The following is a 20,491-nucleotide window of genomic DNA, read 5'->3' on the forward strand; positions in this document are numbered from 1 at the left end:
GGCTCGGCTTTAGCGGCGCCATCCCGGGCGATCAATGGCGGGAAAGCGAAAGGCAGCTTTAATCCGGAAGGCAAGGTTCGCCGCGGGAAGCACACCGTGCGGCACACCCGCTCGCATCGCGCCACCCGAGGTCCTATATGGCGACCATGAGTGATGCCACGCGCGATGCGCCCCCTCTCGTCTTCGACCGGCCCCTGCTGCGCCGCCGCCTGGAGCGGGCGGCCCGCCTCGGTCCCGAGCCCTTCCTGCTGGAGCGGGCGGCGGAGGACATGGCGGACCGGCTCGCTGCGGTGAAGCGGCAGTTCGAGACGGCGGTGGATCTCGGCACCCCTACCGATGCGCTGGCCCACGCGCTCGACGGTCACGCGGCGGTGGGGCGCCTGTTCCGCGCCGCGCCGCTGGCGACGGGCCTCGTAGCGCCCGGCGTAGTGGCGGATGAGGAGGCCTTGCCGTTCGCCGCCGGATCGCTTGATCTCGTAGTGTCCGTCTTGTCGCTGCAGAGCGTGAATGACCTGCCGGGAGTTCTTGCCCAGGTGCGCCGGACGCTGAAGCCGGACGGGCTCTTCATGGCGGCGCTCTTTGGCGGCGGCAGCCTTTCCGAACTGCGACAGGCCTTCGCCATCGCCGAAAGCGAGACCACCGGCGGCCTGTCCCCCCGGGTCGCGCCATTTGCGGATGTGCGCGACCTCGGCGCCCTGCTCCAGCGTGCGGGCTTTGCCCTGCCGGTGACCGACGTGGACCGCGTTGTGGTGCGCTACGGCTCGCCCTTTTCCCTGTTTTCGGACCTGCGCCGCATGGGCGCGGCGAACGCGCTGCTGGAGCGTCGCCGGGTGCCCCTGCGTCGTGCCACCCTGCTGCGGGCGGCGGAAATCTATGGGGAGCGATTCGCCGATCCCGACGGGCGTGTGCGGGCGACCTTCGAAATCGTGTTCCTGTCCGGCTGGGCGCCCCACGAGAGCCAGCAGAAGCCGCTGCGTCCCGGCTCCGCCAAGATGCGCCTCGCCGACGCCCTCGGCGCGCGCGAAGTGCCGCTGCCGCCGGTGGGCACGGACGAGGGCTGAGCAGAGCGTATTCAGACGGTAGAACTGCGGGCCGCCGGGGCGGCTCAAGCGAGGGGGGAGCGGATGAGCGGACAGGCGGGCCAAGGCGGGGGGCGGGAAGAGCCGGTTCTGATCGACGGCTTTACCCATGTGCTGCCCATCACCACGCGCTGGGCGGACGTGGATGTCTACGGCCACGTGAACAACGTGGTCTATTATTCCTACTTCGACACGGTGGTGAACGAGCAACTGGTCTCCGCCGGCCTGCTGGACCCGCAGACCAGCCCCATCATCGGCCTGGTGGTGGAGACGCGCTGCACCTATTTCCGCAGCCTCACCTATCCAGCCCCGGTCCGGGCCGGCATGCGGGTGGCGAAGCTAGGCTCCTCGTCGGTGCGCTACGAGATTGCCCTGTTTCAGGGCGAGGACCCGCGCGCGGCGGCGCAGGGCCATTTCGTCCACGTCTATGTGGACCGCGCCACCCAGAAGCCGGTGCCGATCCCTGATCCGGTCCGGGCGCTGCTCCAGACACTGGTGGTGTGAGGGCGCGCGACGACCCCCGAAAACGCACATGCCCCGGACAAGCCGGGGCATGGCGCTGTTGCTGTGATTCGAACCGGCGTCGGGCTCAGGTGATGTACTGGGCGCCGTTCACCGTCATGGTCGAGCCGGTGATGAAGCCGGCATCGTCGGAGGCGAGGAACACCACGGCGCGGGCGATGTCCTCCGGCTCGCCGAGACGGCCCACCGGGATGGTCGCCACGATCTTGGCCAGCGCCTCGGCTGGCACGGCGCGCACCATCTCGGTGCCGATATAGCCGGGGGCGATCGCGTTCACGGTGATGCCGGCGCGGGCGCTCTCCTGGGCGAGCGCCTTGACGAAGCCGATTTCGCCGGCCTTGGCGGCGGAATAGTTAGTCTGGCCGAACTGGCCCTTCTGCCCGTTGATGGACGAAATGCAGATGATACGGCCGAACTTGCGCTCGCGCATGCCCTCGATGACCGGGCGGGTCATGTTGAAGGCGGAGTTGAGGTTGGTGTTGATCACCGCGCTCCACTGCTCCAGCGACATCTTGTGGAACTGGCCGTCGCGGGTGATGCCGGCATTGTTCACCAGCACTTCGACCGGACCGACCTCGGCCTCGACCTTGGCGATGCCTGCCTTGCAGGATTCGAAATCGGACACGTCCCACTTGAAAGCCGGAATGCCGGTCTTCTCGGTGAACGCCTTGGCTGCCTCGTCGTTACCGGCAAAGTTCGCAGCGACCTTGTAGCCGGCGGCTTTCAGCGCCACCGAGATCGCCTCGCCGATTCCACGCGTGCCGCCCGTGACCAACGCGACGCGTCCCATGGTTCCCTCCTCACTCTATTGGCTCGACCTGACGACACTTCACCCGTGATCCGAAGCGGGTCGAGCCACGCTCCGGCGGTTTAGCAAGTCTGTATTTCCGTCGGGAAACAGTGGGCCGCGATGGAAGGTCGCGGCCCGGTTGTGCGCGCTCCGGTTGCGGAACCCATGCCGTCCGGCGAGCCGGACGGCGGGTTATTTCCGCTGCGCCGCAGGGCAGGTCAGTCCCGCGCGAGGCTCTCAGTCCCTTGCGAGGCACATGGCGATGCCCATGCCGCCGCCGATGCACAGGGTGGCGAGGCCCTTCTTGGCATCGCGCTTCTGCATCTCGTGCAGCAGGGTCACCAGGATGCGGGTGCCCGAGGCGCCGATGGGGTGGCCGATGGCGATGGCGCCGCCGTTCACGTTCACCTTGCTGGTATCCCAGCCGAGGTCCTTGTTCACGGCGATGGCCTGCGCGGCGAAGGCCTCGTTGGCTTCCACCAGGTCGAGGTCGGAGGCGCTCCAGCCGGCCTTCTCCAGCGCGAGGCGGGAGGCGGGGATGGGGCCGGTGCCCATGACCGACGGATCGACGCCGGCCTGCGCCCACGACACGATGCGGGCGAGCGGCGTGCGGCCTTCGGCCTTGGCCTTGGCAGCGCTCATGAGCACCACGGCGGCGGCGCCGTCATTGATGCCGGACGCGTTGCCGGCGGTCACGGTGCCGTCCTTGGCGAAGGCGGGCTTCAGCTTGGCCATGGCTTCGATGGTGGAGCCGTGGCGGATGTACTCGTCCTGGTCCACCACCACGTCGCCCTTGCGGGTGGAGATGGTGACGGGGACGATCTCCTCCTTGAACTTGCCGCCCTTCTGGGCCGCCTCAGCCTTGTTCTGGGAGGCGACGGCGAACTCGTCCTGCTCCTGGCGGGTGATCTGGAACTGCCGCGCCACGTTCTCGGCGGTGTTGCCCATGTGGTAGCCGTTGAAGGCATCCCACAGGCCGTCCTTGATCATGGTGTCCACGAACTCGAGGCCGCCCATGCGGGTGCCGTTGCGCACGTGGGCCGCGTGGGTGGACTGGCTCATGGATTCCTGGCCGCCGGCCACGACGATCTCGCTGTCGCCGTTGACGATGGCCTGGGCGCCCAGCGCCACGGAGCGCAGGCCGGAGCCGCACACCATCTGCACTTCCCAGGCCGGGACGGAGATGGGCAGGCCGGCCTTCAGCGAGGCCTGGCGGGCGGGGTTCTGACCCTGGGCGGCGGTGAGCACCTGGCCGAGAATCACTTCGCTGACGGTGTCGGCGGGAAGTCCGGCGCGCTCCAGCGCCGCCTTGATGGCGATGGCGCCGAGCTCATGGGCGGGCAATGGCGCGAGAGCGCCATTGAATGACCCGACCGGGGTGCGCGCGGCGCTGACGATGACGACCTCGTCCTTCATGGGTGTCTCTCCTGGGGGAAGATCGGGCGGGTGGCTTTGCGCCTCGTTGCCAGTGCGGTGCTGCCAGTGACGTGTGGAATACCAGCCCCTATCGTGGCCGGGGCCGACCATGTGTCAATGACCCACCTCATTGCAAGGGAAGGCCCCCCACGCAAATTGAACCTTCGTCTGGGCGACGGCCCGATGACACTGGCGCGCATTGCGAAATGGCCGGTGCGCGGCGCACACAAAGTGGTAGCTCTGCTCTAGGAAACACCTTAACCTGCCGCGGACCCCAAGGAAAACGGATGACCGGACAATGGCAAAGTCGCAAGAGCCAGTCACCATCAAGAAATACGCCAATCGCCGTCTCTACAACACGGGGACGAGCACCTACGTGACCCTCGAAGACCTCGCCAATATGGTGAAGGAAGGTGAGGATTTTGTAGTGTACGACGCCAAGAATGGCGACGACATTACCCACTCGGTGCTGACGCAAATTATATTCGAGCAGGAAAACAAGGGCCAGAATCTTCTGCCCATCGCGTTTCTGCGCCAGATTATCCGCTTTTACGGCGACAGCATGCAGATGCTGGTGCCGCGTTACCTGGAAGCGTCCATCGACAGCTTCACCAAAGATCAGGGAAAGTTTCGTGAGCACGTCGCCAAGACGATGACCGGAACCAGCTTCATCGGGCTCGATGATCATGTGCGCCGAAATATGGAAATGTTCGAGCGCGCTTTCCACATCTTCCTTCCCTTTCCCAAGGGGGAGGAGCCTGCCGGAACGACTTCGCCGACCCCGGCCCAGACGACGCCTGCCCCTGCGGTCCCCGCCGTCGAGCGGAGCGACGATCTCGACGCGCTCAAGCGCCAGATGGCGGACATGCAGGCCAAGCTTGAACAGCTGGTGCCCAAGAGCGAACCGAAAAGCGATCCCAAGCCGGAAGGCGAAAGCTGATCCTCGGGCCGGCCGCCGCGCCGGCCCAGGGTAAGTCTGCCAGGACCAAGGCCCATTCCGCGGGTTCTCATTCGCGGGATGGGCCTTGGCTTGTTGTTTTTTTTATTAATTTCGAAAGCAAGGCTGCTTCGCGCTCCCGCTGAAGGCGCCAAGGAGCGCACCCCATGTCGGCGGCATGCGCGCGCCGTTGTAGGGCTGTGGTCGCTGGACGGTGGCCGTCCCGCCGAGCGGGCCGCTCTGCCGGTGTCACAGGCGCATGGGCGCAGCCCGTTACATCTGGCCCATCACAGCTGGCTCATGAAGCCGCCAGGGCCATTTCCCTAAGCCTATGCTGGCGGTGCCGCGTGTTTGCAGGCGCGGCATGCCTGTTTTTGCGTCGTGCCCGTTTTGTGACGTGACGGGTGTGGCCGCAGCCTATTCGCGGGGCTCGACGGAGAAATCGCGCTGGGCGACCCGGACTGAGACTGAGAAGCCGGCGATCACGTCGAGCAGCATGATGCACAGCAGGATGGCGAACACAGAATTTCCCGCTTGCCTCACCAGCAGAAACTCCGTGATTGCAATCACGAACACCAGCATGGACAGCATGTGATCGATGATGGACCGGTGGGTGATCCGAGTCGCCTTGAGGATCTCGAAGAATAGGAAGAACAGGCTGAGCGCGATAAACGCCTCTGCCATGCTGATGGCCCATTCCGCTCCCGAAAGCATGGAAATCGTAGTCAGCACAGTGGACCACGCAATGCCGGGCATCAGGAAGGTGATGATGTTGTAGATCGCGAGGGGGACGATCAGCAACGGAACGGGCGTCAGCATATGTGCTCCTCGGGCCGCGATGCCGCGGGTGCGCGGCTCCTCGAAAGCCTTGCTGCGGCACAGCGGATGGGTGCCACATCGGGGACGGAAAGTCACGGCCTGCACAAGGGCTTTGCACACCGGGATGTTGCATGCCCGGATACTGCACACCAGCGTGTTGCTTAATACGGCATGATGCAACGAGACACGTTGCGCGCCTGCATCAGCCGAATTGCGCGGTACGCGTTGGCACCGCGGAGGGCTGGAACGGAGCCGATTTCGGGAAAACCGGTCCCAGGCGCACCTTCCCGGCTGGCCTGATCACGCCGAGTGAGTCGCTAATGGCGAGTAGGCTGGCCAAAATTCATCGATCAGGTGGATAAGCCCGGCACTCGACGGCCAAATATCGAGGCGGCCAAGTGTCGGGCTTATCCACGAGGGGATCGGGCATGCCCAAGAGGGGCCCGAATCGCGGGCCGCCTCGGCATGAAGCGGCGCCAGGTGCGAACCGTTCGCCTCACCGAGGCCGGAAAACCGGCCCGGATCCAGGGTCACGGTTGCACCCGAAGGTTCAGCCTCAGGCTTCGACCTTGGGCTTCAGGATCTGGCGACCGCGATACATGCCGGTCTTCAGGTCCACGTGATGGGGACGGCGCAGCTCGCCCGAATCCTTGTCTTCCACATAGGTGGGCTGCTTCAGAGCGTCGGCCGAGCGGCGCATGCCACGGCGGGACGGCGAGGTCTTTCTCTTCGGGACAGCCATTGTCCAAACTCCTGAACGACATAACGTGGCAAGCGCGGCGTGGTCGCTGGAACAAGGCGCGCTGCCGACTTGGCCAACTTGTGAATTGGCGAACTTGTGATCGCGAACGCGCCGAAGGTGAGCCCAGACGCGAGCCGCTTGGAGCGGTTCGCCCGGGGCGCGCTGAACGGCCAGCATTCCCGATGGAAGGCGCGCCTTATACAGGCTCGCGCGGGGGAGCGAAAGCCCTGCAACGCGCTTTTCCCGTCGCTCTATGCCCCAACAATGCCCTCTTGTCAGCCGAGGAGAGCTAAGCGAGGTTGCGCCCCGCTTCGGCCCGCCCGAAGACATCCCGAGGAAACCGGACCCATGATGCGTTCCGCCAAGACCCGTCTTTTCGCCGCCGCGCTCGCCGCGACCGTCTCCGTCGCGTCCGTCTCGGCGGCGCTCGCGCAGGGGACCGCCCCGGCCGCGCCTCCCGCCGCGGCACAGGCGGCACCGGGCCCCGACACCGTGGTCGCGACCGTCAATGGAACGCCCATCCGCCAGAGCGAAGTGAACATCGCCCTCGAGGACATCGGCGCCGGCCTGCCGCCCCAGCTCCAGGGCCCGCAGCGGGAGGAATATGTCCTGTCCTTCCTCACCGACATGACCCTGCTGGCCAAGGCCGCCGAGGCCCAGAAGCTGGACCAGACTCCCGATTTCCAGCAGCGCCTCGCCTATGCCCGCACCAAGGCGCTCATGGAAACGCTGATGACCCAGGAGGCCAAGAAGGCGGTTTCCGAAGAGGCCAAGCGCAAGACCTATGACGAATTCGTCAAGTCCGCGCCGGCCGAGGGCGAGGTTCGTGCCCGCCACATCCTGGTGGACGACGAGGCCAAGGCCAAGGAAATCGCCAAGAAGGCCAAGGCCGGCGAGGATTTTTCCAAGCTTGCCAAGGAATATTCCAAGGACAGCGCCGAGGACGGCGGGGATCTGGGCTATTTCACCAAGGACCAGATGGTCCCCGAGTTCGCCGATGCCGCCTTCAAGCTGGAGAAGGGCCAGGTCTCCGACCCGGTGAAGAGCCAGTTCGGCTGGCACGTCATCAAGGTGGAGGACAAGCGCCAGAAGCCGGTTCCCACCTATGAGCAGGTGTCGGACCAGGTGGAACAGTACCTCGTGCGCAAGTCCCAGGCGGATCTGGTCACCAAGCTGCGCACCGACGCAAAGATCGAGAAGACCGCGGCCGCGCCCGCTCCCGCGGCTTCTCCGGCTGCGCCTGCGCCCGCTGCGCCTGCGGCCGATCCCGCCAAGAAGTGATCGCGGGTACGAGCCGGTTTTGAAAGGGGTGCTTCGGCGCCCCTTTTTCATGTCGGCTGCGGGCCGCGAGCGTGTCCGGCAGCGGCTCAGAGTTCCTCCAGCCCCGCTTTGGCGCGGGCGAGGAGCTTGGCGGCATCGAGAATCACATCCTTGTCCGGATCGTGAACGAGGGCACCGAAGCTGCCGGCGAGCGCGGCGCACACGCCCATGGCGCTCACCTGCTCGCGCACGTCACCGCTCCATTTGAAGTCCAGGGCCACGTCCCGCCCGCCGAGGGCCTCGGCCAGCACGGGGGAGCGGGGGGCACCGGCGTCCACGTCGCTGAAGCGCAGGGTGAAGCCGGCGTCCTCGCCGTCGAGGGTGCAGGGCAGGTAGCCGGACGATTCGAACGGCACGTAGCCGTCATCCAGGACCAGCTTCAGCTTGAGGGCGTTGAGGGCCTGCTGCAGGGCCGGGCGGGCCGGCACATCGCTGCGGGACAGATAGGCGGTCTGGGCGCGCGCCATGGCGGCTCCTTCCAAAATCGGGTCGTTGAAAAAAGGCCGCCGGACGGGCCGGCAGCAGGCTGAAACGGGAAAATCCTAAAGGGGATCGGCGGCGCGGGAAAGATCCGCGCCCGTCTGCGCCGCCAGCGGCCGCGAGCCTCCTGCGGGGTGCTGGGGCGAGGGAAACCCGGCCCCGGCCGCCGGCCGAGGCCATCGGGATCAGCGCGACGGGCTGTCGCCGATGCAGGCCCGCGACGGTGTCGCCAGCGCCGCCCACACGGCTTCCACCGCCGTGCCGTTGTTGCAGCGGTCGGCGGTGGCTTCCAACTGCTCGTGCAAGTTCATCTGCACCGGCTTGGAGAGCCACCAGCTCATGGACACGTCGCGGATCTTCTCCGGCGTGGCTTCGCCCACCGGGCAATGACCGTCCTTCACCGCCTCGGGCCACACCTTGATCTGCACGAGATTGGTGGGGCAGCGATCGCCGAAACGGGCATCAAGCCAGTGGGTTGCTGTTGCCACCGCCAGCCGTCCCCGGCCGCTTCGCACTGCTCCGATGGCGCCCACCGGCCCGGTGACCTCCGTAAAGGCGGCCTGGTCCGGGGCGTCGGGCACTACCACTCCGCTGCTGGTGCGGGCAGTGCGCTCCTCGGTCAGCACGCTGCCGGGATCATTGGCGATCACCAGGATGAAGGGGGCGAGCCTCGGCTCGATCTCCACCATGGCCTCGGCCAGCTCGAGCGCGCTCTCCACCCCGAAATTCTCGAAATAGCCACCGTCCACGATGCGATCCACCACATCCCTGTCCATCTGGTAGATGGAGCCCGGCGGCGAGATCACCGGGAAGCGGGCGGAATTTGTGGCGGCGGTGGAGAGCCGTACGTCGAGATCGGACCGCACCATGCCGTGGAAATCGATGGCGTGGGTGAAGAGGGGACATTCCGCGTTGGCGCCTCCCGAGGGGCAACGGCTGGTAGCGGCATAGGTGGGCGCTAAGTCGGTAGTGACGATGCGCTGGCCGGTCTCCACCGAGGTGCCGTTAAGCACCAGGAAGGGCACCCAGCGATCCGGATCAGGCGGCGCACCGAGGAAATGCTTCGCCAGCCTGTCCGCCGAATCGGGGGTCGCCTTGGCGCCCGCGGCCAGAATGTGCCGGGCGAAATTGTCCTCCCAGGACTGCTCCAGCAGCGCCGCGCGATCGGACAGGAACAGCTGAACCTGGTCGTGGAAGGCGAGGCCGAAGAAGGTGGCGGTGAGATAATCGCCCGCCGTCATGCTCTCCAGGCAGTCGCGCCAGCCGGCGAGCGTGCCGCCGAACCAGCCGTCCGGCGCCTTGCCGGGGCAGGGGGCGGCCGAGCCGGTGCGGGCCGCCAGCGCCGCCGCCACCACGGCAGCCCCGTAGGACCCGCCGGAGACGCCGGAAATGGCGAAGATGTGGCTCGCGATGTCCTTGCCGTTCAGGGCCTGCTCGATGGCGGGGGTGAAGCGGCCATCGTCGCGGGCGGCCCGGTTGATCTTCGAGCCGTCGGCCCGGGTGAAGGAGAAGCCCTGCTTGTGGCGCTCGAAGTCGAGGAAATGGCCGATGACGCTTGCGGTGAAGAAGCCGGCCCGGCTCGCCCCGCCCGCCGCCGCCACGATGATCGGGCGCGGACAGGTGGCCGGGGCCTCCGCGCAGCCGTTGGCGCGCATCCACAGCTGGACCGCCGGCTCCATGGCGGTGCGTCGGTATGCCGGTTCCACGGCCGTCAGCGTGCGTACGGCGTGGTTGTCGCCGAACACATAGACGCCAATGGCGCCGAGCAGGAAGAGGGCGGTGAGGATCGGCACGTGGAAGCGCCGCCCCACCGATGACAGGTAGCCGAGGATAGGCACCCAGCCGCCGAATATGAGCGGCACGGCGAAGGCGAGGGGCAGGTGTCGCGCCAGCCAGTGGGGGCTCGCGGCCAGCACCACGATCACCAGCACCGCATAGGCGAGCAGGATCAGCCGGCCCGTGGCGTGCAGCTCCGCCTCGGGATCGTCCGGTCGCGCCTCGATGCCGAGCGCGGCGAACACGCCGGCGAGCCGCCGCGCCAGTGCCGCATCGAAGGCCTTGAGGGGGCCCACGTCGGTGAACAGCCCGCGCATGAGGGTATAGGCATAGAACAGCGGCGCACCGGCCAGCATGACCCAGGACAGAAGCGCCAGCTGGTCATGGGCGGCCGCCATGGCGGGCCGGTCGGCGAGGGTGGGCAGGTTGCCGATGGCGTTGCGCGCGCCGATGGCGAAGGCGACGAAGGTGAGCGCGCCGAGAATGCGCGGCACAAGGCGCAGCATCAGGCAGAAGATCAGGTCGTGCTTGCCCCCCCGCGCCGCGGCGGCGGCATTGCGTCGGGTGCTGATGTCGGCGATGCCCTGGTCCGTCTCCATCAGGAGGCGGGCGGCGTAGTGCACCGGCATGGCCCACAATAGGAACACGGCGGCGAGCAGGGCGATCATGGTGCGGGACAGGCCGGCGGCCGCGCCTACGGGTGCACCCGCCATGGCGACGTCCAGCGTCACATCCTGGGCCTGCGTCACGGCGGACATGAGGAGGAGGCCGAGGACGACGCTGGCCAGCGGCACCCTCACCACCCAAAGGATCAGTCCGAAATCGAGAACGCGACCCCAGATGCGTCCGAGCAGGTTGGATGCATCCGGCTTTGCCGGACTACGTCCCTTGAGCCCCATTTCAGGGATCACAGGCTCGATCTTCATGCGTGCCTCCAGTCCCCGCACGCATGAAGACTTTACAACCTTTGACAGGCACAGACAACGGCCGGCCCGCGCTGCGGCGGCCGGCCGTAGTCTGGATCAGATCATGGCCATGCCGCCGTTCACGTGCAGGGTCTGGCCGGTGACGTAGGCGGCCTCGTTGGAGGCGAGGTAGACGCAGGCGGCGGCGATGTCCTCGGGGGTGCCGAGCTTGGCGGCCGGCACGGCCTTCAGGATGCTCTCGCGCTGCTTGTCGTTGAGGGCGTCGGTCATGGGGGTGGCGATGAAGCCGGGGGCGACGCAGTTCACCGTCACTCCGCGCGAGGCCACTTCCTGGGCCAGCGACTTGGACATGCCGATCATGCCCGCCTTGGCGGCTGCATAATTGCCCTGGCCCGCATTGCCGGTGACGCCGACGATGGAGGTGATGGAGATGATGCGGCCCGAGCGGCGGCGCATCATGGTGCGCACGGCCGCGCGCGACAGGCGGAAGGCGGCGGTGAGGTTCACCGCGATCACCTGGTCCCATGCTTCGTCGGAGAGGCGCATGAAGATGTTGTCGCGGGTGATGCCGGCATTGTTGACGAGAATGTCGATGTGCCCGCCCAGCGCCGCCTCGGCGTCCGGAACCAGCTTCTCCACCTCTTCGGTGCTGCCGAGATTGCAGGGCAGCACGTGGACGCGGTCGCCGCCCAGCTCGCCGGCGAGGGCGTCCAGGGCCTCCTTGCGAGTGCCGGAGATGGCGACGATGGCGCCCTGGGCGTGCAGCGCCTTGGCGATCGCGCCGCCGATGCCGCCGGTGGCGCCGGTGACGAGCGCGGTCTTGCCGGAAAGATCAAACATGTAAGCCCCCAGTCCTTTGTCGGGTCTCCGGCGTCAGGGCCGGTGTGTTCTTCGATGGGCGGGAGCGCGTGTTGCGGCCACTCCCTCTCCCGCTTGCGGGGGAGGGCCGGGGAGGGGGAAGCGCCAGAACTGGCCGGCGCGTTTCCTTAGGTCAAGGCCTTCCGCCCTCCCAACCCTTCACGGCCCGAACACGGCTGGTGCCGCATTCGGTTCGCAAGGGCGGACGCCGGATATATCCGGCTTATGAGTGGAAGAGGGCTTCAGGTCTGGAAAATCGCGCCTCAGGCCGCCGAGGCGGCAGCATTGCGGGCGGCGATGAAGGCCGCCACGTCTTCCGCCGTGCCGACAGCGCTCGTGGACACCGACTTGTCGATACGCTTGACGAGGCCACACAGCACCTTGCCGGCGCCGATCTCGACCATGCGCGTCACGCCCGCGCCCGCCATGTAGATGACGCTTTCGCGCCAGCGCACGGTGCCGGTCACCTGCTCCACCAGCAGGCGGACGATCTCGGCCGGGTCGGTCACTGGGGAGGCGCGCACATTGGCCACAAGCGGCACGCGCGGGGTCATGACGGTGGAGCCGGAAAGGGCCACTTCCATGGCCTCGGCGGCGGGGCCCATGAGGCGGCAATGGAAGGGGGCGGACACCGGAAGGAGCAGGGCCTTCATGGCGCCCTTCTCCTTGGCGATGACGATGGCACGCTCCACCGCCGCCTTGGTGCCGGAGACCACCACCTGGCCCGGTGCGTTGTCGTTGGCGGCCTCGCACACGTCGTCGCCGGCGGCTTCTGCGGCCACTGCCACCGCCTGGTCGTAGTCAAGACCCAGCAGGGCGGCCATGGCGCCTTCGCCCACCGGCACCGCCTCCTGCATGGCGCGGCCGCGGATGCGCAGCAGCCGGGCGGCTTCCGTGATGGTGAGGGCGCCAGCGGCGGCGAGGGCCGAATATTCGCCCAGCGAATGGCCGGCCACGAAGGCCGCCTCGCGGGCAAGGTCGAGCCCCGCCTCGGTCTCCAGTACGCGCAGCGCGGCAAGGGAGACCGCCATGAGCGCTGGCTGGGCATTGGCGGTGAGGGTCAGCGCGTCGATGGGGCCGTCCCACATCACCTGCGTCAGGCTCTCGTTGAGGGCGGCGTCCACTTCATCGAACACGGCCTTCGCGGCCGGGAAATTGTCCGCCAGCGCCTTGCCCATTCCCACAGCCTGGCTGCCCTGGCCGGGGAAGATAAAGGCGGTCTGAGATCCTGTACGCGGCCCATCCGACATGCGTGGCCCTCCGGTTATGAAATTTGGGGAGGGCAGAGACACCCGGATTGTGGGCGAGTCAAGGCGAGGGAACTTGACGGACCGGGCACCATGGAACCCTCTCCCGCTTGCCGGGGAGGTTAGGAAGGGGCAACGGGTGGTTTTCCTTGGCGCCGATGCGCAGTCCCTCCCCCTCCCCAGCACCCTCGTAAGCGGGAGAGGGGGCCGACTGCGCTTCATTTCAAACTGAAAGACGACCGAACTTGACTTTGCGGAATGAGGGGCGTTTGCCTCTTCCGCTTCACATTTTATGCATAGGGGCTAGGCGAACTTGTGCGTAGGGCGTGAACGAAACCGGGCTATGGTCGCCCGGCACAGACATGGAAAGTGGTCCATCGTGAAGGCTTCCCTGGGATTTCTCGCTTTTGCCGCCGCGGGCCTGATGGGCCTGGGCTCCGCCCTTGGTCAGACCTTCCAGCCGGTGCCTTCCGCCGCCAAGCCGCTCGCCACGATGACGCCGACCGGTACCTTCGCCGCCTCGCAGACCGCCGCCGAGCCGCCGGCCCCCGCTGCGGGCATGTCGGCGCCGGCCGCGACGCCCGCCCCGACCGGCACCTCGCCGCAGAAGCTGGTGGCCTATTCTTCCGCGGTGGTGGACGGCCCTTACATCGCCATGACCTTCGACGATGGCCCGAACCCCGAGACGACGCCCCGGCTGCTGAAGATGCTGGAGCAGCGCGGCATCAAGGCCACCTTCTTCGTGCTCGGAAGCCGGGCGACCGCCTCGCCCGCCATCATCAAGCAGATGATCGCGCAGGGCCACGAGGTGGCAAACCACTCCTGGGATCACCCGCAGCTGCCCAAGATTTCGGTGGCGGCCGCCGACAAGCAGATCGGCGATACCAACGCCGCCATCGAGCAGATCACCGGCAAGTCGCCGCTCTATGTCCGCCCGCCTTACGGCGCCATGACCCCCGCGCTACGCGCCCATCTGCGCGAGAAGTTCGGCTCGACCTTCATCTACTGGTCGGTGGATCCGCTGGACTGGAAGGACCGCAACGCGCAGGTCATCCATGACCGGATCGTCGCCCATGCCCATCCTGGCGCCATCGTGCTTGCCCACGACATCCACCCCACTACGGTGGACGCGATGCCCAAGGTGTTCGATGACCTCAAGGCCAAGGGCTACAAGTTCGTCACCGTCTCCGAGCTGATCGCCATGAACAAGGGCGTGCCGGAGCCGAAGGTGGCCTCCGCCACCCCCGCGCCGAAGAAGAAGCCGAAGCCGGCCAATCCGGCCTCCGCTTCCGCGACCGGCGCCAGCGGCACCGCTGCCAAGCCGGTCTCTGCCAAGCCCGCGTCCGCGAAGCCGGTGACGCCGGCCCGCAATTCCAGCACCAGCATGGGCCTGTTCTGAGCCGGGACTGCGTGTTGGCGGCTGAGAGGCGCGCTCGAAACTTGCCTTCGACGCAGAATCTGCTATACGCGCCGCTTCCGTCGCACCCGGCCGGGGGCTGAACGGACGGTTTTTCTTTGCCTCGGCTTATCTGCCCCGGCGTCGAAAAACAGGGCATCTGCCCGTCGTCCCGTGTCCCCGCCTTCCGAGCTTCGCGCCTTTCCGGCAAGAAGGGCTTGGCGCCGGTGGACGGAAGTGAAACGAAAGGCACACGAACACATGCCGCTTTACGAGCACGTGTTCCTCGCGCGCCAGGACGTTACGGCGCAGCAGGTCGAGGAACTCACCACCCGATTCAAGGGTGTCATCGAGGCGAATGGCGGCTCGGTCGGCAAGACCGAGTACTGGGGCGTGAAGTCCCTGACCTATCGCATCAACAAGAACCGCAAGGCGCACTTCACGCTCCTGAACATCGATGCCCCCGCGGCTGCGATCCAGGAACTGGAGCGCCAGCAGCGCATCGACGAAGACGTCCTGCGCATCCTCACCCTCCGCGTCGAGGAGCATGAGGAAGGCCAGTCCGCCATGCTCCAGAAGCGCGACCGCGATGATCGCGGCGAGCGTGGGGACCGTGGCGATCGCGGTGATCGTGGCGACCGCGGCTTCGGTGGTCGCGAGGACCGTCCGCGCCGTCCGCGTCCCACTGAAGAGTCCCATGGCGGCGAGGAGGAAGTCTGATGGCGTTCGCTCAGTCCGGTGGCGCCGGCGGTGGCGGTGGCCAGCGTCGTCCCTTCTTCCGTCGTCGCAAGACCTGCCCGTTCTCCGGTCCCAACGCGCCGAAGATCGACTACAAGGATGTGCGGCTCCTGCAGCGCTACATCTCCGAGCGTGGCAAGATCGTGCCCTCGCGCATCACGGCGGTCTCCGCCAAGAAGCAGCGTGAGCTTTCGACCGCCATCAAGCGCTCGCGGTTCCTGGGCCTTCTGCCCTTCGTGATCCGCTGATCCATTCGCCCTCCCCGCCGGGGAGGGCGTTTTCCTCTGGTTTTGGCGACGCGTCGCGGGGAAGTCTCCGGGGCGTCTGCTGGGGTGGACCCAAGGTCCGCCTCTAACCGCGTCAGCGGGACAGCTTGTCGGATGGTTTTTCTTATCCTCATCGGCCTGGCCGCCGGATTGGCGTCCGCATTGCTCGCCGCCGGCGTCGCGGCGGGTGCGCTTCTGGCCGTGCCCCTCTTCTATCTTTCGCCCCTGCCGGTGATGATCGCCGGCATCGCCTTCAGCCCGCTGGCTGCGGCCCTTGCCGCGATCACCGGGGGCGTCGGGCTCTGGATCGCCTTTGGCGGCACTTTCCTCATCACCTATCTGGTGGGCCTTGGTGGCCCGGCTGTTGGCCTGTCCTACGCGGCGCTGCTCGCGCGGGCGGACCCGGCGGGTCGCGGCGGGCTGGTCTGGTTTCCCGTGGGGGGGCTGGTGCTGCTGGCGGCTGGCTTTGCCACCGTCTCCGTCACCATCGCCTTGTTTGGCATGGCGCCGGATTATGAGACGTATCGCGCGGCTGTGACGGCCGCCTTCCAGGTCCTGGTGGTGAGCCAGGGCCTGCCCGCCGGGGTGGACGGACACGACCCCCTCGCTATGGCCACGCTGATCGCCCATGTCCTGCCCGGCATGGCGGCGGCGATGGCGATGGTCTCGCAACTCGTCTGCCTCTACCTCGCTGCCCGCGCAGCGCGTGTGTCCGGCACGCTCGCTCGGCCGTGGCCCAACCTGGCGGCCTTCCGGCTGCCACCGGTGACGTCGCTGGTGCTCGCCGTGGTGCTGGCCCTGTCCATGGCGGGGGGGCTTGCCGGCCTTTCGGCTTCGGCCGGCGCCGTGACCCTCGCCGGTGCTTATGCGCTGGCGGGTTTCGCCGTGGTCCACGCCGTGACCGAAGGTCATCCGGCGCGAACCCTGATCCTCGGCGCCCTGTGGGTGACGTCCGCCGTGCTGGGCTGGCCGTTGCTGGCCATGGCCGTGCTCGGCTTCGTCGACGGCATGCTCGATTTTCGCGCCCGTATGGCCACCGGCAAGGGACCGCCGGCTGCGAACGATCGCTGATTTTCACACGATTCAAACTCGATACGAGACAGGAGAAACGAAAATGGATGTCATTCTTCTTGAGCGCGTCGCCAAGCTCGGCCAGATGGGCGAAGTGGTGAAGGTGCGCGACGGCTACGCCCGTAACTTCCTGCTGCCGAACGGCAAGGCCCTGCGCGCCACCAAGGCGAACAAGACCCGCTTCGACACCATGAAGATCGAGCTTGAGGCCCGCAACCTCGAGCGCCGCAAGGACGCCGAGGCGGTGGCCGAAAAGCTCAACGGCCAGAGCGTGGCGATGATCCGCCAGGCCGGCGAGAGCGGCCAGCTCTACGGCTCGGTCTCCACACGCGACATCGCCGATGGCCTCACCGCCGCCGGCTTCACGGTGGACCGCCAGCAGGTCATCCTCAATCACCCCATCAAGACCCTGGGCGTGCATGTGGTGCCGGTGACCCTGCACCCGGAGGTCGAGGTGACCGTGAAGGTCAACGTCGCCCGCAACGCCGAAGAGGCCGAGCGCCAGGCCCGTGGCGAGGACGTGCGTACCGCCCGCGACGAGGATGCCGAGATCGAGGCCGAGCTCGCCATCGAGCGCGCCGAAGTCGCTGCCGAGCTGGCGGCCGAGGAAGGCACCGAGGACTGAGTCCCCGGCCCTCGTCCGCAGGGCAATCTGCTTTCCACGCAGGACCAACGGCGTCCCGGCATCAGCCGGGGCGCCGTTTTGCATTCGCACGGTTGCTGCCGCCCGATCGCGCGTACGTGACGGTGGGAGGTGTTTTGTAACCTAATCGCCATATTGCGACGCCGCAGTCTTGGTGGTTTCATTAAACCTGTTGCGGTCCTCCAGATGTGCAGTAAGGGAAGCTTGCGGCGTGCAGCAGTGGTCTTGCGGTCAGCTTGAGACATCAGACGATCGAAATCCGCTGCGAAGCGTTTTCACCAATGCCGGGTCTCGGCGCGCCTGAAGGCGCCCGCCCGCGCATGTGCGCCCTCAGCCTGGAGCGGGAGAAAGGGTTTCGGGAACCAGCGTGATGGAGGCGGCCGATGGAGCGGTTGCTGGAAAAGGTCTTGCGGCGGGTTGTGGTTCATGGCGCCCTGAGGGTTACGACCGCATCTGGTCGGATAATGACCCTAGGGAAGTCGCCGCCGGGGCAGAGGCCCATCGCGGTGCGGATCACCTGCCCTGCGGCCCAGCGCGGCATCTGCCTCGACCCGGAGCTAAGGCTCGGCGAAGCCTACATGAACGGCACTTTGGTGATGGAGAACGGCAGCATCGCCGACTTCCTCAACCTCGTCATGGCCCAGCCGTTCGCGGTCAATCCCACTGTGCCGGCGCAACTGCTCTACCTGCTGCGGCGGGTGTCGCGCCGCATCTGGCAGTTCAATCCGCCCGGCCGGTCGCAGCGCAACGTGGCTCACCATTACGATATCGACGGGCGGCTTTATTCGCTCTTCCTCGACCATGACCGGCAGTACAGCTGCGCCTATTTCGAGCATGAGGGGCAAAGCCTCGACGACGCCCAGCTGGCCAAGAAGCGCCACATCGCGGCCAAGCTCGTGCTCAACCGCGCCGGCCTGGAGGTGCTGGACATCGGCTCCGGCTGGGGAGGGCTCGGGCTTTATCTCGCGGAGATGGCGGGGGCGAAGGTTCAGGGTGTCACGCTCTCGAACGAGCAACTCGCGCTGTCGCGCAACCGCGCGACCGAGCGTGCCCTCGCCGACCGGGTGAACTTTACCCTGCGCGATTATCGCGACGTGGAAGGGCCATTCGACCGCATCGTGTCGGTGGGCATGTTCGAGCACGTGGGCGTGGACCATTTCGGGGCCTTCTTCCGCAAGGTGAAGAGCCTCTTGAAGGACGACGGCGTGATGCTGCTGCACGCCATCGGCCGTTCCGATCCGCCGAGCGTCACCAACCCCTTTATCGCCAAGTATATTTTCCCCGGCGGCTACATCCCGGCCCTGTCGGAGGTGCTGCCGCATATCGAGCGGGCGGGCCTCGTGGTCACCGATGTCGAGCTGCTGCGCCTGCACTATGCCGAAACGCTGAAGGCCTGGCGCCAGCGCTTCCTCGCCCGCCGGGAGGAGGCCGTGCGCCTCACCGACGAACGGTTCTGCCGCATGTGGGAGTTCTATCTGGCGTCCAGCGAGATGGCGTTCCGCCACCAGGGCCTGAACGTGTTCCAGATCCAGCTCGCTCGCCGGCAGGAGACGGTTCCGCTGACCCGGGACTACGTGTCGGCCGCAGAGGATCGCCTGAGGCGCGCGGAGGCCGCAGCCCGCTCGCCGCTGCGCCTCGCTGGCGAATAAGCCGGGCAGGGGACAGTAAGCAGGGCGCAGGGGCGCTGGAAGGTGGCTTGCCGCGCCTTCCGTGCGGTCCTGCCGCTGGGCGCGGATGGCCGTCCGCCGCTGCACGCATGGGAGCGTTGCAGCGAATGCCTCGCAACGGGTCTTCTATTCGTCGTGCACTCATGGTATCGGCCACTGCCAACTCGTAGCGGGGTGCGTGACAGCAACCCGTTCCGGCCCCGATCCAGCGGCTCGGCTTCCGCGCCGCCTTAAGGAGTTGGCCATGACCACCCCGATTTCGAACGTCCCCTCCTCTGCGGCCAACTCCATCGGCCGCGCGCCGTTCCGCGAGGCGTTGACGTTCGACGACGTGCTGCTGACGCCGGGCGCTTCCGAGGTGATGCCGGGCCAGGTGGATGTTGCCACCCAGCTCACCAAGACCATCAGCCTCAACCTGCCCATCATCTCCGCGGCCATGGATACGGTGACCGAATCGCGCCTCGCCATCGCCATGGCGCAGGCCGGCGGCATCGGTGTCATCCACCGCAACCTCTCGCCCGAGCTGCAGGCCGAGCATGTGCGGCAGGTGAAGAAATACGAATCGGGCATGGTGGTGAACCCGGTCACCATCCATCCCGACGAGACCCTCGCCCACGCTCTCACCCTGATGAAGCGCTACTCCATCTCCGGCATTCCGGTGGTGGAGCGGGGCACCGGCGCCATCGCCGGGCGGCTGGTCGGCATCCTCACCAACCGCGACGTGCGCTTTGCCCACAATCCCGAGCAGCGCGTGGCCGAGCTGATGACCAAGGACCGGCTCATCACCGTGCGTGAGGGTCAGGTGAATCAGGAGGAGGCCAAGAGCCTCCTGCACCAGTACCGCATCGAGAAGCTGCTGGTGGTGGACAACGACGAGCGCTGCGTCGGCCTCATCACCGTCAAGGACATCGAGAAGGCGGTGGCCTATCCCCACGCTGCCAAGGACGAGCAGGGCCGCCTTCGGGTCGCCGCTGCCACCACCGTCGGCCCCGACGGCTTCGAGCGCACCGAACGCCTGATCGACGCCGGCGTCGACCTCGTGGTGGTGGATACCGCCCATGGCCATTCCCGCAAGGTGCTGGACCAGGTGGAGCGCATCAAGAAGCTCTCCAACCGCACCCAGATCCTCGCCGGCAACATCGCCACCGCCGAGGGCGCCCGCGCGCTCATCGACGCCGGTGCGGATGCGGTGAAGGTGGGTATCGGCCCCGGCTCGATCTGCACCACCCGCATCGTGGCGGGCGTTGGCGTACCACAGCTCACCGCGGTGATGGATGCGGTGGAAGCCGCCTATGCCACCGGCACCCCGGTGATCGCCGACGGCGGCATCAAATATTCCGGCGACCTCGCCAAGGCGCTGGCGGCCGGCGCGTCCGCGGCCATGGTGGGCTCGCTGCTCGCCGGCACCGACGAGAGCCCGGGCGAGGTGTTTCTCTATCAGGGCCGCTCCTACAAGTCGTATCGCGGCATGGGCTCGGTGGGCGCCATGGCGCGCGGCTCGGCCGACCGCTATTTCCAGGCGGAAGTGCGTGACACGCTCAAGCTGGTGCCGGAAGGCATCGAGGGGCAGGTGGCCTACAAGGGCCCGGTGGGTGCGGTGTTGCACCAGCTGGCCGGTGGCCTGCGGGCGGCCATGGGCTATGTGGGCGGCAGCACGCTGAAGGAATTCCGCGAGAAGGCCCGGTTCGTGCGGATTTCGTCTGCCGGCCTGCGCGAAAGCCACGTGCACGACGTGACCATCACCCGCGAGAGCCCGAACTATCCTACCAGCGTGTGACGCCAACGGGTGATGAACTGG

General features: G+C 67.1%; 19 protein-coding genes. 11 read left to right on the plus strand and 8 right to left on the minus strand.

The genetic code is table 11. The features are described 5' to 3' along the window. The first annotated feature begins 137 nt into the window (after positions 1–137). Both FBQ73_RS12205 and FBQ73_RS12210 read left to right on the plus strand, forming a co-directional pair. Positions 138–1,061, plus strand: coding sequence for a methyltransferase domain-containing protein (locus tag FBQ73_RS12205; RefSeq protein WP_138399780.1), 924 nt, complete (start codon positions 138–140; stop codon positions 1,059–1,061). 63 nt (positions 1,062–1,124) lie between these two features. Next, entirely contained in the window at positions 1,125–1,583 is a 459-nt protein-coding gene (locus FBQ73_RS12210) for an acyl-CoA thioesterase (RefSeq protein ID WP_138399781.1), read from the plus strand. An 85-nt stretch (positions 1,584–1,668) separates the two neighbouring features. Here the strand turns inward: FBQ73_RS12210 and phbB are convergent, their stop codons facing one another. Both phbB and FBQ73_RS12220 read right to left on the minus strand, forming a co-directional pair. Continuing rightward, positions 1,669–2,391 carry an acetoacetyl-CoA reductase gene (phbB, locus tag FBQ73_RS12215; RefSeq protein WP_138399782.1) on the minus strand — a complete coding sequence of 241 codons (723 nt, stop codon included), beginning with the start codon at positions 2,389–2,391 and terminating at the stop codon, positions 1,669–1,671. A 237-nt stretch (positions 2,392–2,628) separates the two neighbouring features. Continuing rightward, the gene (locus FBQ73_RS12220) at positions 2,629–3,807 is read right to left on the minus strand and encodes an acetyl-CoA C-acetyltransferase (protein ID WP_138399783.1); all 1,179 of its coding nucleotides are present in this window, start codon (positions 3,805–3,807) and stop codon (positions 2,629–2,631) included. A gap of 298 nt (positions 3,808–4,105) precedes the next feature. Here FBQ73_RS12220 and phaR point away from each other — a divergent pair, with 298 nt between their 5' ends. Further along, positions 4,106–4,747 carry a polyhydroxyalkanoate synthesis repressor PhaR gene (gene phaR, locus FBQ73_RS12225; RefSeq protein WP_138399784.1) on the plus strand — a complete coding sequence of 214 codons (642 nt, stop codon included), beginning with the start codon at positions 4,106–4,108 and terminating at the stop codon, positions 4,745–4,747. 414 nt (positions 4,748–5,161) lie between these two features. Here the strand turns inward: phaR and FBQ73_RS12230 are convergent, their stop codons facing one another. After that, positions 5,162–5,563: a hypothetical protein gene (locus FBQ73_RS12230; protein ID WP_138399785.1), complete on the minus strand. Its 402-nt coding sequence runs from the start codon at positions 5,561–5,563 to the stop codon at positions 5,162–5,164. Positions 5,564–6,119: 556 nt separating this feature from the next. After that, positions 6,120–6,305 (minus strand): 50S ribosomal protein L32, encoded by a 186-nt coding sequence (gene rpmF, locus FBQ73_RS12235; protein WP_138399786.1) that lies wholly within the window; start codon positions 6,303–6,305, stop codon positions 6,120–6,122. A gap of 348 nt (positions 6,306–6,653) precedes the next feature. Between rpmF and FBQ73_RS12240 the strand changes: the two genes are divergently transcribed. Further along, a complete protein-coding gene (locus tag FBQ73_RS12240) occupies positions 6,654–7,586 on the plus strand; it encodes a peptidylprolyl isomerase (RefSeq protein ID WP_246089678.1) in 933 nt (310 codons plus the stop codon). Between the two features lie 86 nt (positions 7,587–7,672). Here FBQ73_RS12240 and FBQ73_RS12245 read toward each other — a convergent pair whose 3' ends face one another. The 4 genes from FBQ73_RS12245 to fabD all read right to left on the minus strand — a co-directional run bounded on the left by FBQ73_RS12245 (position 7,673) and on the right by fabD (position 12,915). Then, entirely contained in the window at positions 7,673–8,092 is a 420-nt protein-coding gene (locus FBQ73_RS12245; protein WP_138399788.1) for a hypothetical protein, read from the minus strand. 198 nt (positions 8,093–8,290) lie between these two features. Beyond that, positions 8,291–10,807: a hypothetical protein gene (locus FBQ73_RS12250; RefSeq protein WP_138399789.1), complete on the minus strand. Its 2,517-nt coding sequence runs from the start codon at positions 10,805–10,807 to the stop codon at positions 8,291–8,293. 96 nt (positions 10,808–10,903) lie between these two features. Continuing rightward, positions 10,904–11,647 (minus strand): 3-oxoacyl-[acyl-carrier-protein] reductase, encoded by a 744-nt coding sequence (fabG, locus tag FBQ73_RS12255; protein WP_138399790.1) that lies wholly within the window; start codon positions 11,645–11,647, stop codon positions 10,904–10,906. 281 nt (positions 11,648–11,928) lie between these two features. After that, complete coding sequence (gene fabD / locus FBQ73_RS12260; RefSeq protein WP_138399791.1) at positions 11,929–12,915, minus strand: ACP S-malonyltransferase; 987 nt, start codon at positions 12,913–12,915, stop codon at positions 11,929–11,931. Positions 12,916–13,291: 376 nt separating this feature from the next. Here fabD and FBQ73_RS12265 point away from each other — a divergent pair, with 376 nt between their 5' ends. From FBQ73_RS12265 to guaB, 7 genes are all read left to right on the plus strand, one after another. After that, positions 13,292–14,311, plus strand: a complete 1,020-nt coding sequence (locus FBQ73_RS12265) for a polysaccharide deacetylase family protein (RefSeq protein WP_138399792.1) — start codon at positions 13,292–13,294, stop codon at positions 14,309–14,311. A gap of 258 nt (positions 14,312–14,569) precedes the next feature. Further along, positions 14,570–15,028 (plus strand): 30S ribosomal protein S6, encoded by a 459-nt coding sequence (gene rpsF, locus FBQ73_RS12270; RefSeq protein ID WP_138399793.1) that lies wholly within the window; start codon positions 14,570–14,572, stop codon positions 15,026–15,028. Then, on the plus strand, positions 15,028–15,294 hold the full coding sequence (gene rpsR / locus FBQ73_RS12275) for a 30S ribosomal protein S18 (protein ID WP_138399794.1): 267 nt from the start codon (positions 15,028–15,030) through the stop codon (positions 15,292–15,294). The genes rpsF and rpsR overlap by 1 nt, the downstream gene beginning before the upstream one ends. 132 nt (positions 15,295–15,426) lie before the next feature. Beyond that, entirely contained in the window at positions 15,427–16,383 is a 957-nt protein-coding gene (locus FBQ73_RS12280) for a YybS family protein (protein WP_138399795.1), read from the plus strand. Between the two features lie 43 nt (positions 16,384–16,426). After that, the gene (gene rplI, locus FBQ73_RS12285) at positions 16,427–17,008 is read left to right on the plus strand and encodes a 50S ribosomal protein L9 (RefSeq protein ID WP_138399796.1); all 582 of its coding nucleotides are present in this window, start codon (positions 16,427–16,429) and stop codon (positions 17,006–17,008) included. Positions 17,009–17,409: 401 nt separating this feature from the next. Then, positions 17,410–18,675: an SAM-dependent methyltransferase gene (locus FBQ73_RS12290; RefSeq protein ID WP_138399797.1), complete on the plus strand. Its 1,266-nt coding sequence runs from the start codon at positions 17,410–17,412 to the stop codon at positions 18,673–18,675. 262 nt (positions 18,676–18,937) lie between these two features. Continuing rightward, positions 18,938–20,470 (plus strand): IMP dehydrogenase, encoded by a 1,533-nt coding sequence (guaB, locus tag FBQ73_RS12295; protein WP_281278809.1) that lies wholly within the window; start codon positions 18,938–18,940, stop codon positions 20,468–20,470. Positions 20,471–20,491: the final 21 nt, after the last annotated feature.

Origin of the sequence: Xanthobacter autotrophicus (genome assembly GCF_005871085.1) — a bacterium.
In the GTDB taxonomy this organism is placed as follows: Bacteria; Pseudomonadota; Alphaproteobacteria; order Rhizobiales; family Xanthobacteraceae; genus Xanthobacter; species Xanthobacter autotrophicus.

Excerpts from the sequence above, each read along its gene's own strand:
- FBQ73_RS12205 (WP_138399780.1), top strand. The coding sequence starts at position 138 with ATGGCGACCATGAGTGATGCCACGCGCGATGCGCCCCCTCTCGTCTTC.
- FBQ73_RS12210 (WP_138399781.1), top strand. The coding sequence starts at position 1,125 with ATGAGCGGACAGGCGGGCCAAGGCGGGGGGCGGGAAGAGCCGGTTCTG.
- phbB (WP_138399782.1), bottom strand. The coding sequence starts at position 2,391 with ATGGGACGCGTCGCGTTGGTCACGGGCGGCACGCGTGGAATCGGCGAG.
- FBQ73_RS12220 (WP_138399783.1), bottom strand. The coding sequence starts at position 3,807 with ATGAAGGACGAGGTCGTCATCGTCAGCGCCGCGCGCACCCCGGTCGGG.
- phaR (WP_138399784.1), top strand. The coding sequence starts at position 4,106 with ATGGCAAAGTCGCAAGAGCCAGTCACCATCAAGAAATACGCCAATCGC.
- FBQ73_RS12230 (WP_138399785.1), bottom strand. The coding sequence starts at position 5,563 with ATGCTGACGCCCGTTCCGTTGCTGATCGTCCCCCTCGCGATCTACAAC.
- rpmF (WP_138399786.1), bottom strand. The coding sequence starts at position 6,305 with ATGGCTGTCCCGAAGAGAAAGACCTCGCCGTCCCGCCGTGGCATGCGC.
- FBQ73_RS12240 (WP_246089678.1), top strand. The coding sequence starts at position 6,654 with ATGATGCGTTCCGCCAAGACCCGTCTTTTCGCCGCCGCGCTCGCCGCG.
- FBQ73_RS12245 (WP_138399788.1), bottom strand. The coding sequence starts at position 8,092 with ATGGCGCGCGCCCAGACCGCCTATCTGTCCCGCAGCGATGTGCCGGCC.
- FBQ73_RS12250 (WP_138399789.1), bottom strand. The coding sequence starts at position 10,807 with ATGAAGATCGAGCCTGTGATCCCTGAAATGGGGCTCAAGGGACGTAGT.
- fabG (WP_138399790.1), bottom strand. The coding sequence starts at position 11,647 with ATGTTTGATCTTTCCGGCAAGACCGCGCTCGTCACCGGCGCCACCGGC.
- fabD (WP_138399791.1), bottom strand. The coding sequence starts at position 12,915 with ATGTCGGATGGGCCGCGTACAGGATCTCAGACCGCCTTTATCTTCCCC.
- rpsF (WP_138399793.1), top strand. The coding sequence starts at position 14,570 with ATGCCGCTTTACGAGCACGTGTTCCTCGCGCGCCAGGACGTTACGGCG.
- rpsR (WP_138399794.1), top strand. The coding sequence starts at position 15,028 with ATGGCGTTCGCTCAGTCCGGTGGCGCCGGCGGTGGCGGTGGCCAGCGT.
- FBQ73_RS12280 (WP_138399795.1), top strand. The coding sequence starts at position 15,427 with ATGGTTTTTCTTATCCTCATCGGCCTGGCCGCCGGATTGGCGTCCGCA.
- rplI (WP_138399796.1), top strand. The coding sequence starts at position 16,427 with ATGGATGTCATTCTTCTTGAGCGCGTCGCCAAGCTCGGCCAGATGGGC.
- FBQ73_RS12290 (WP_138399797.1), top strand. The coding sequence starts at position 17,410 with ATGGAGCGGTTGCTGGAAAAGGTCTTGCGGCGGGTTGTGGTTCATGGC.
- guaB (WP_281278809.1), top strand. The coding sequence starts at position 18,938 with ATGACCACCCCGATTTCGAACGTCCCCTCCTCTGCGGCCAACTCCATC.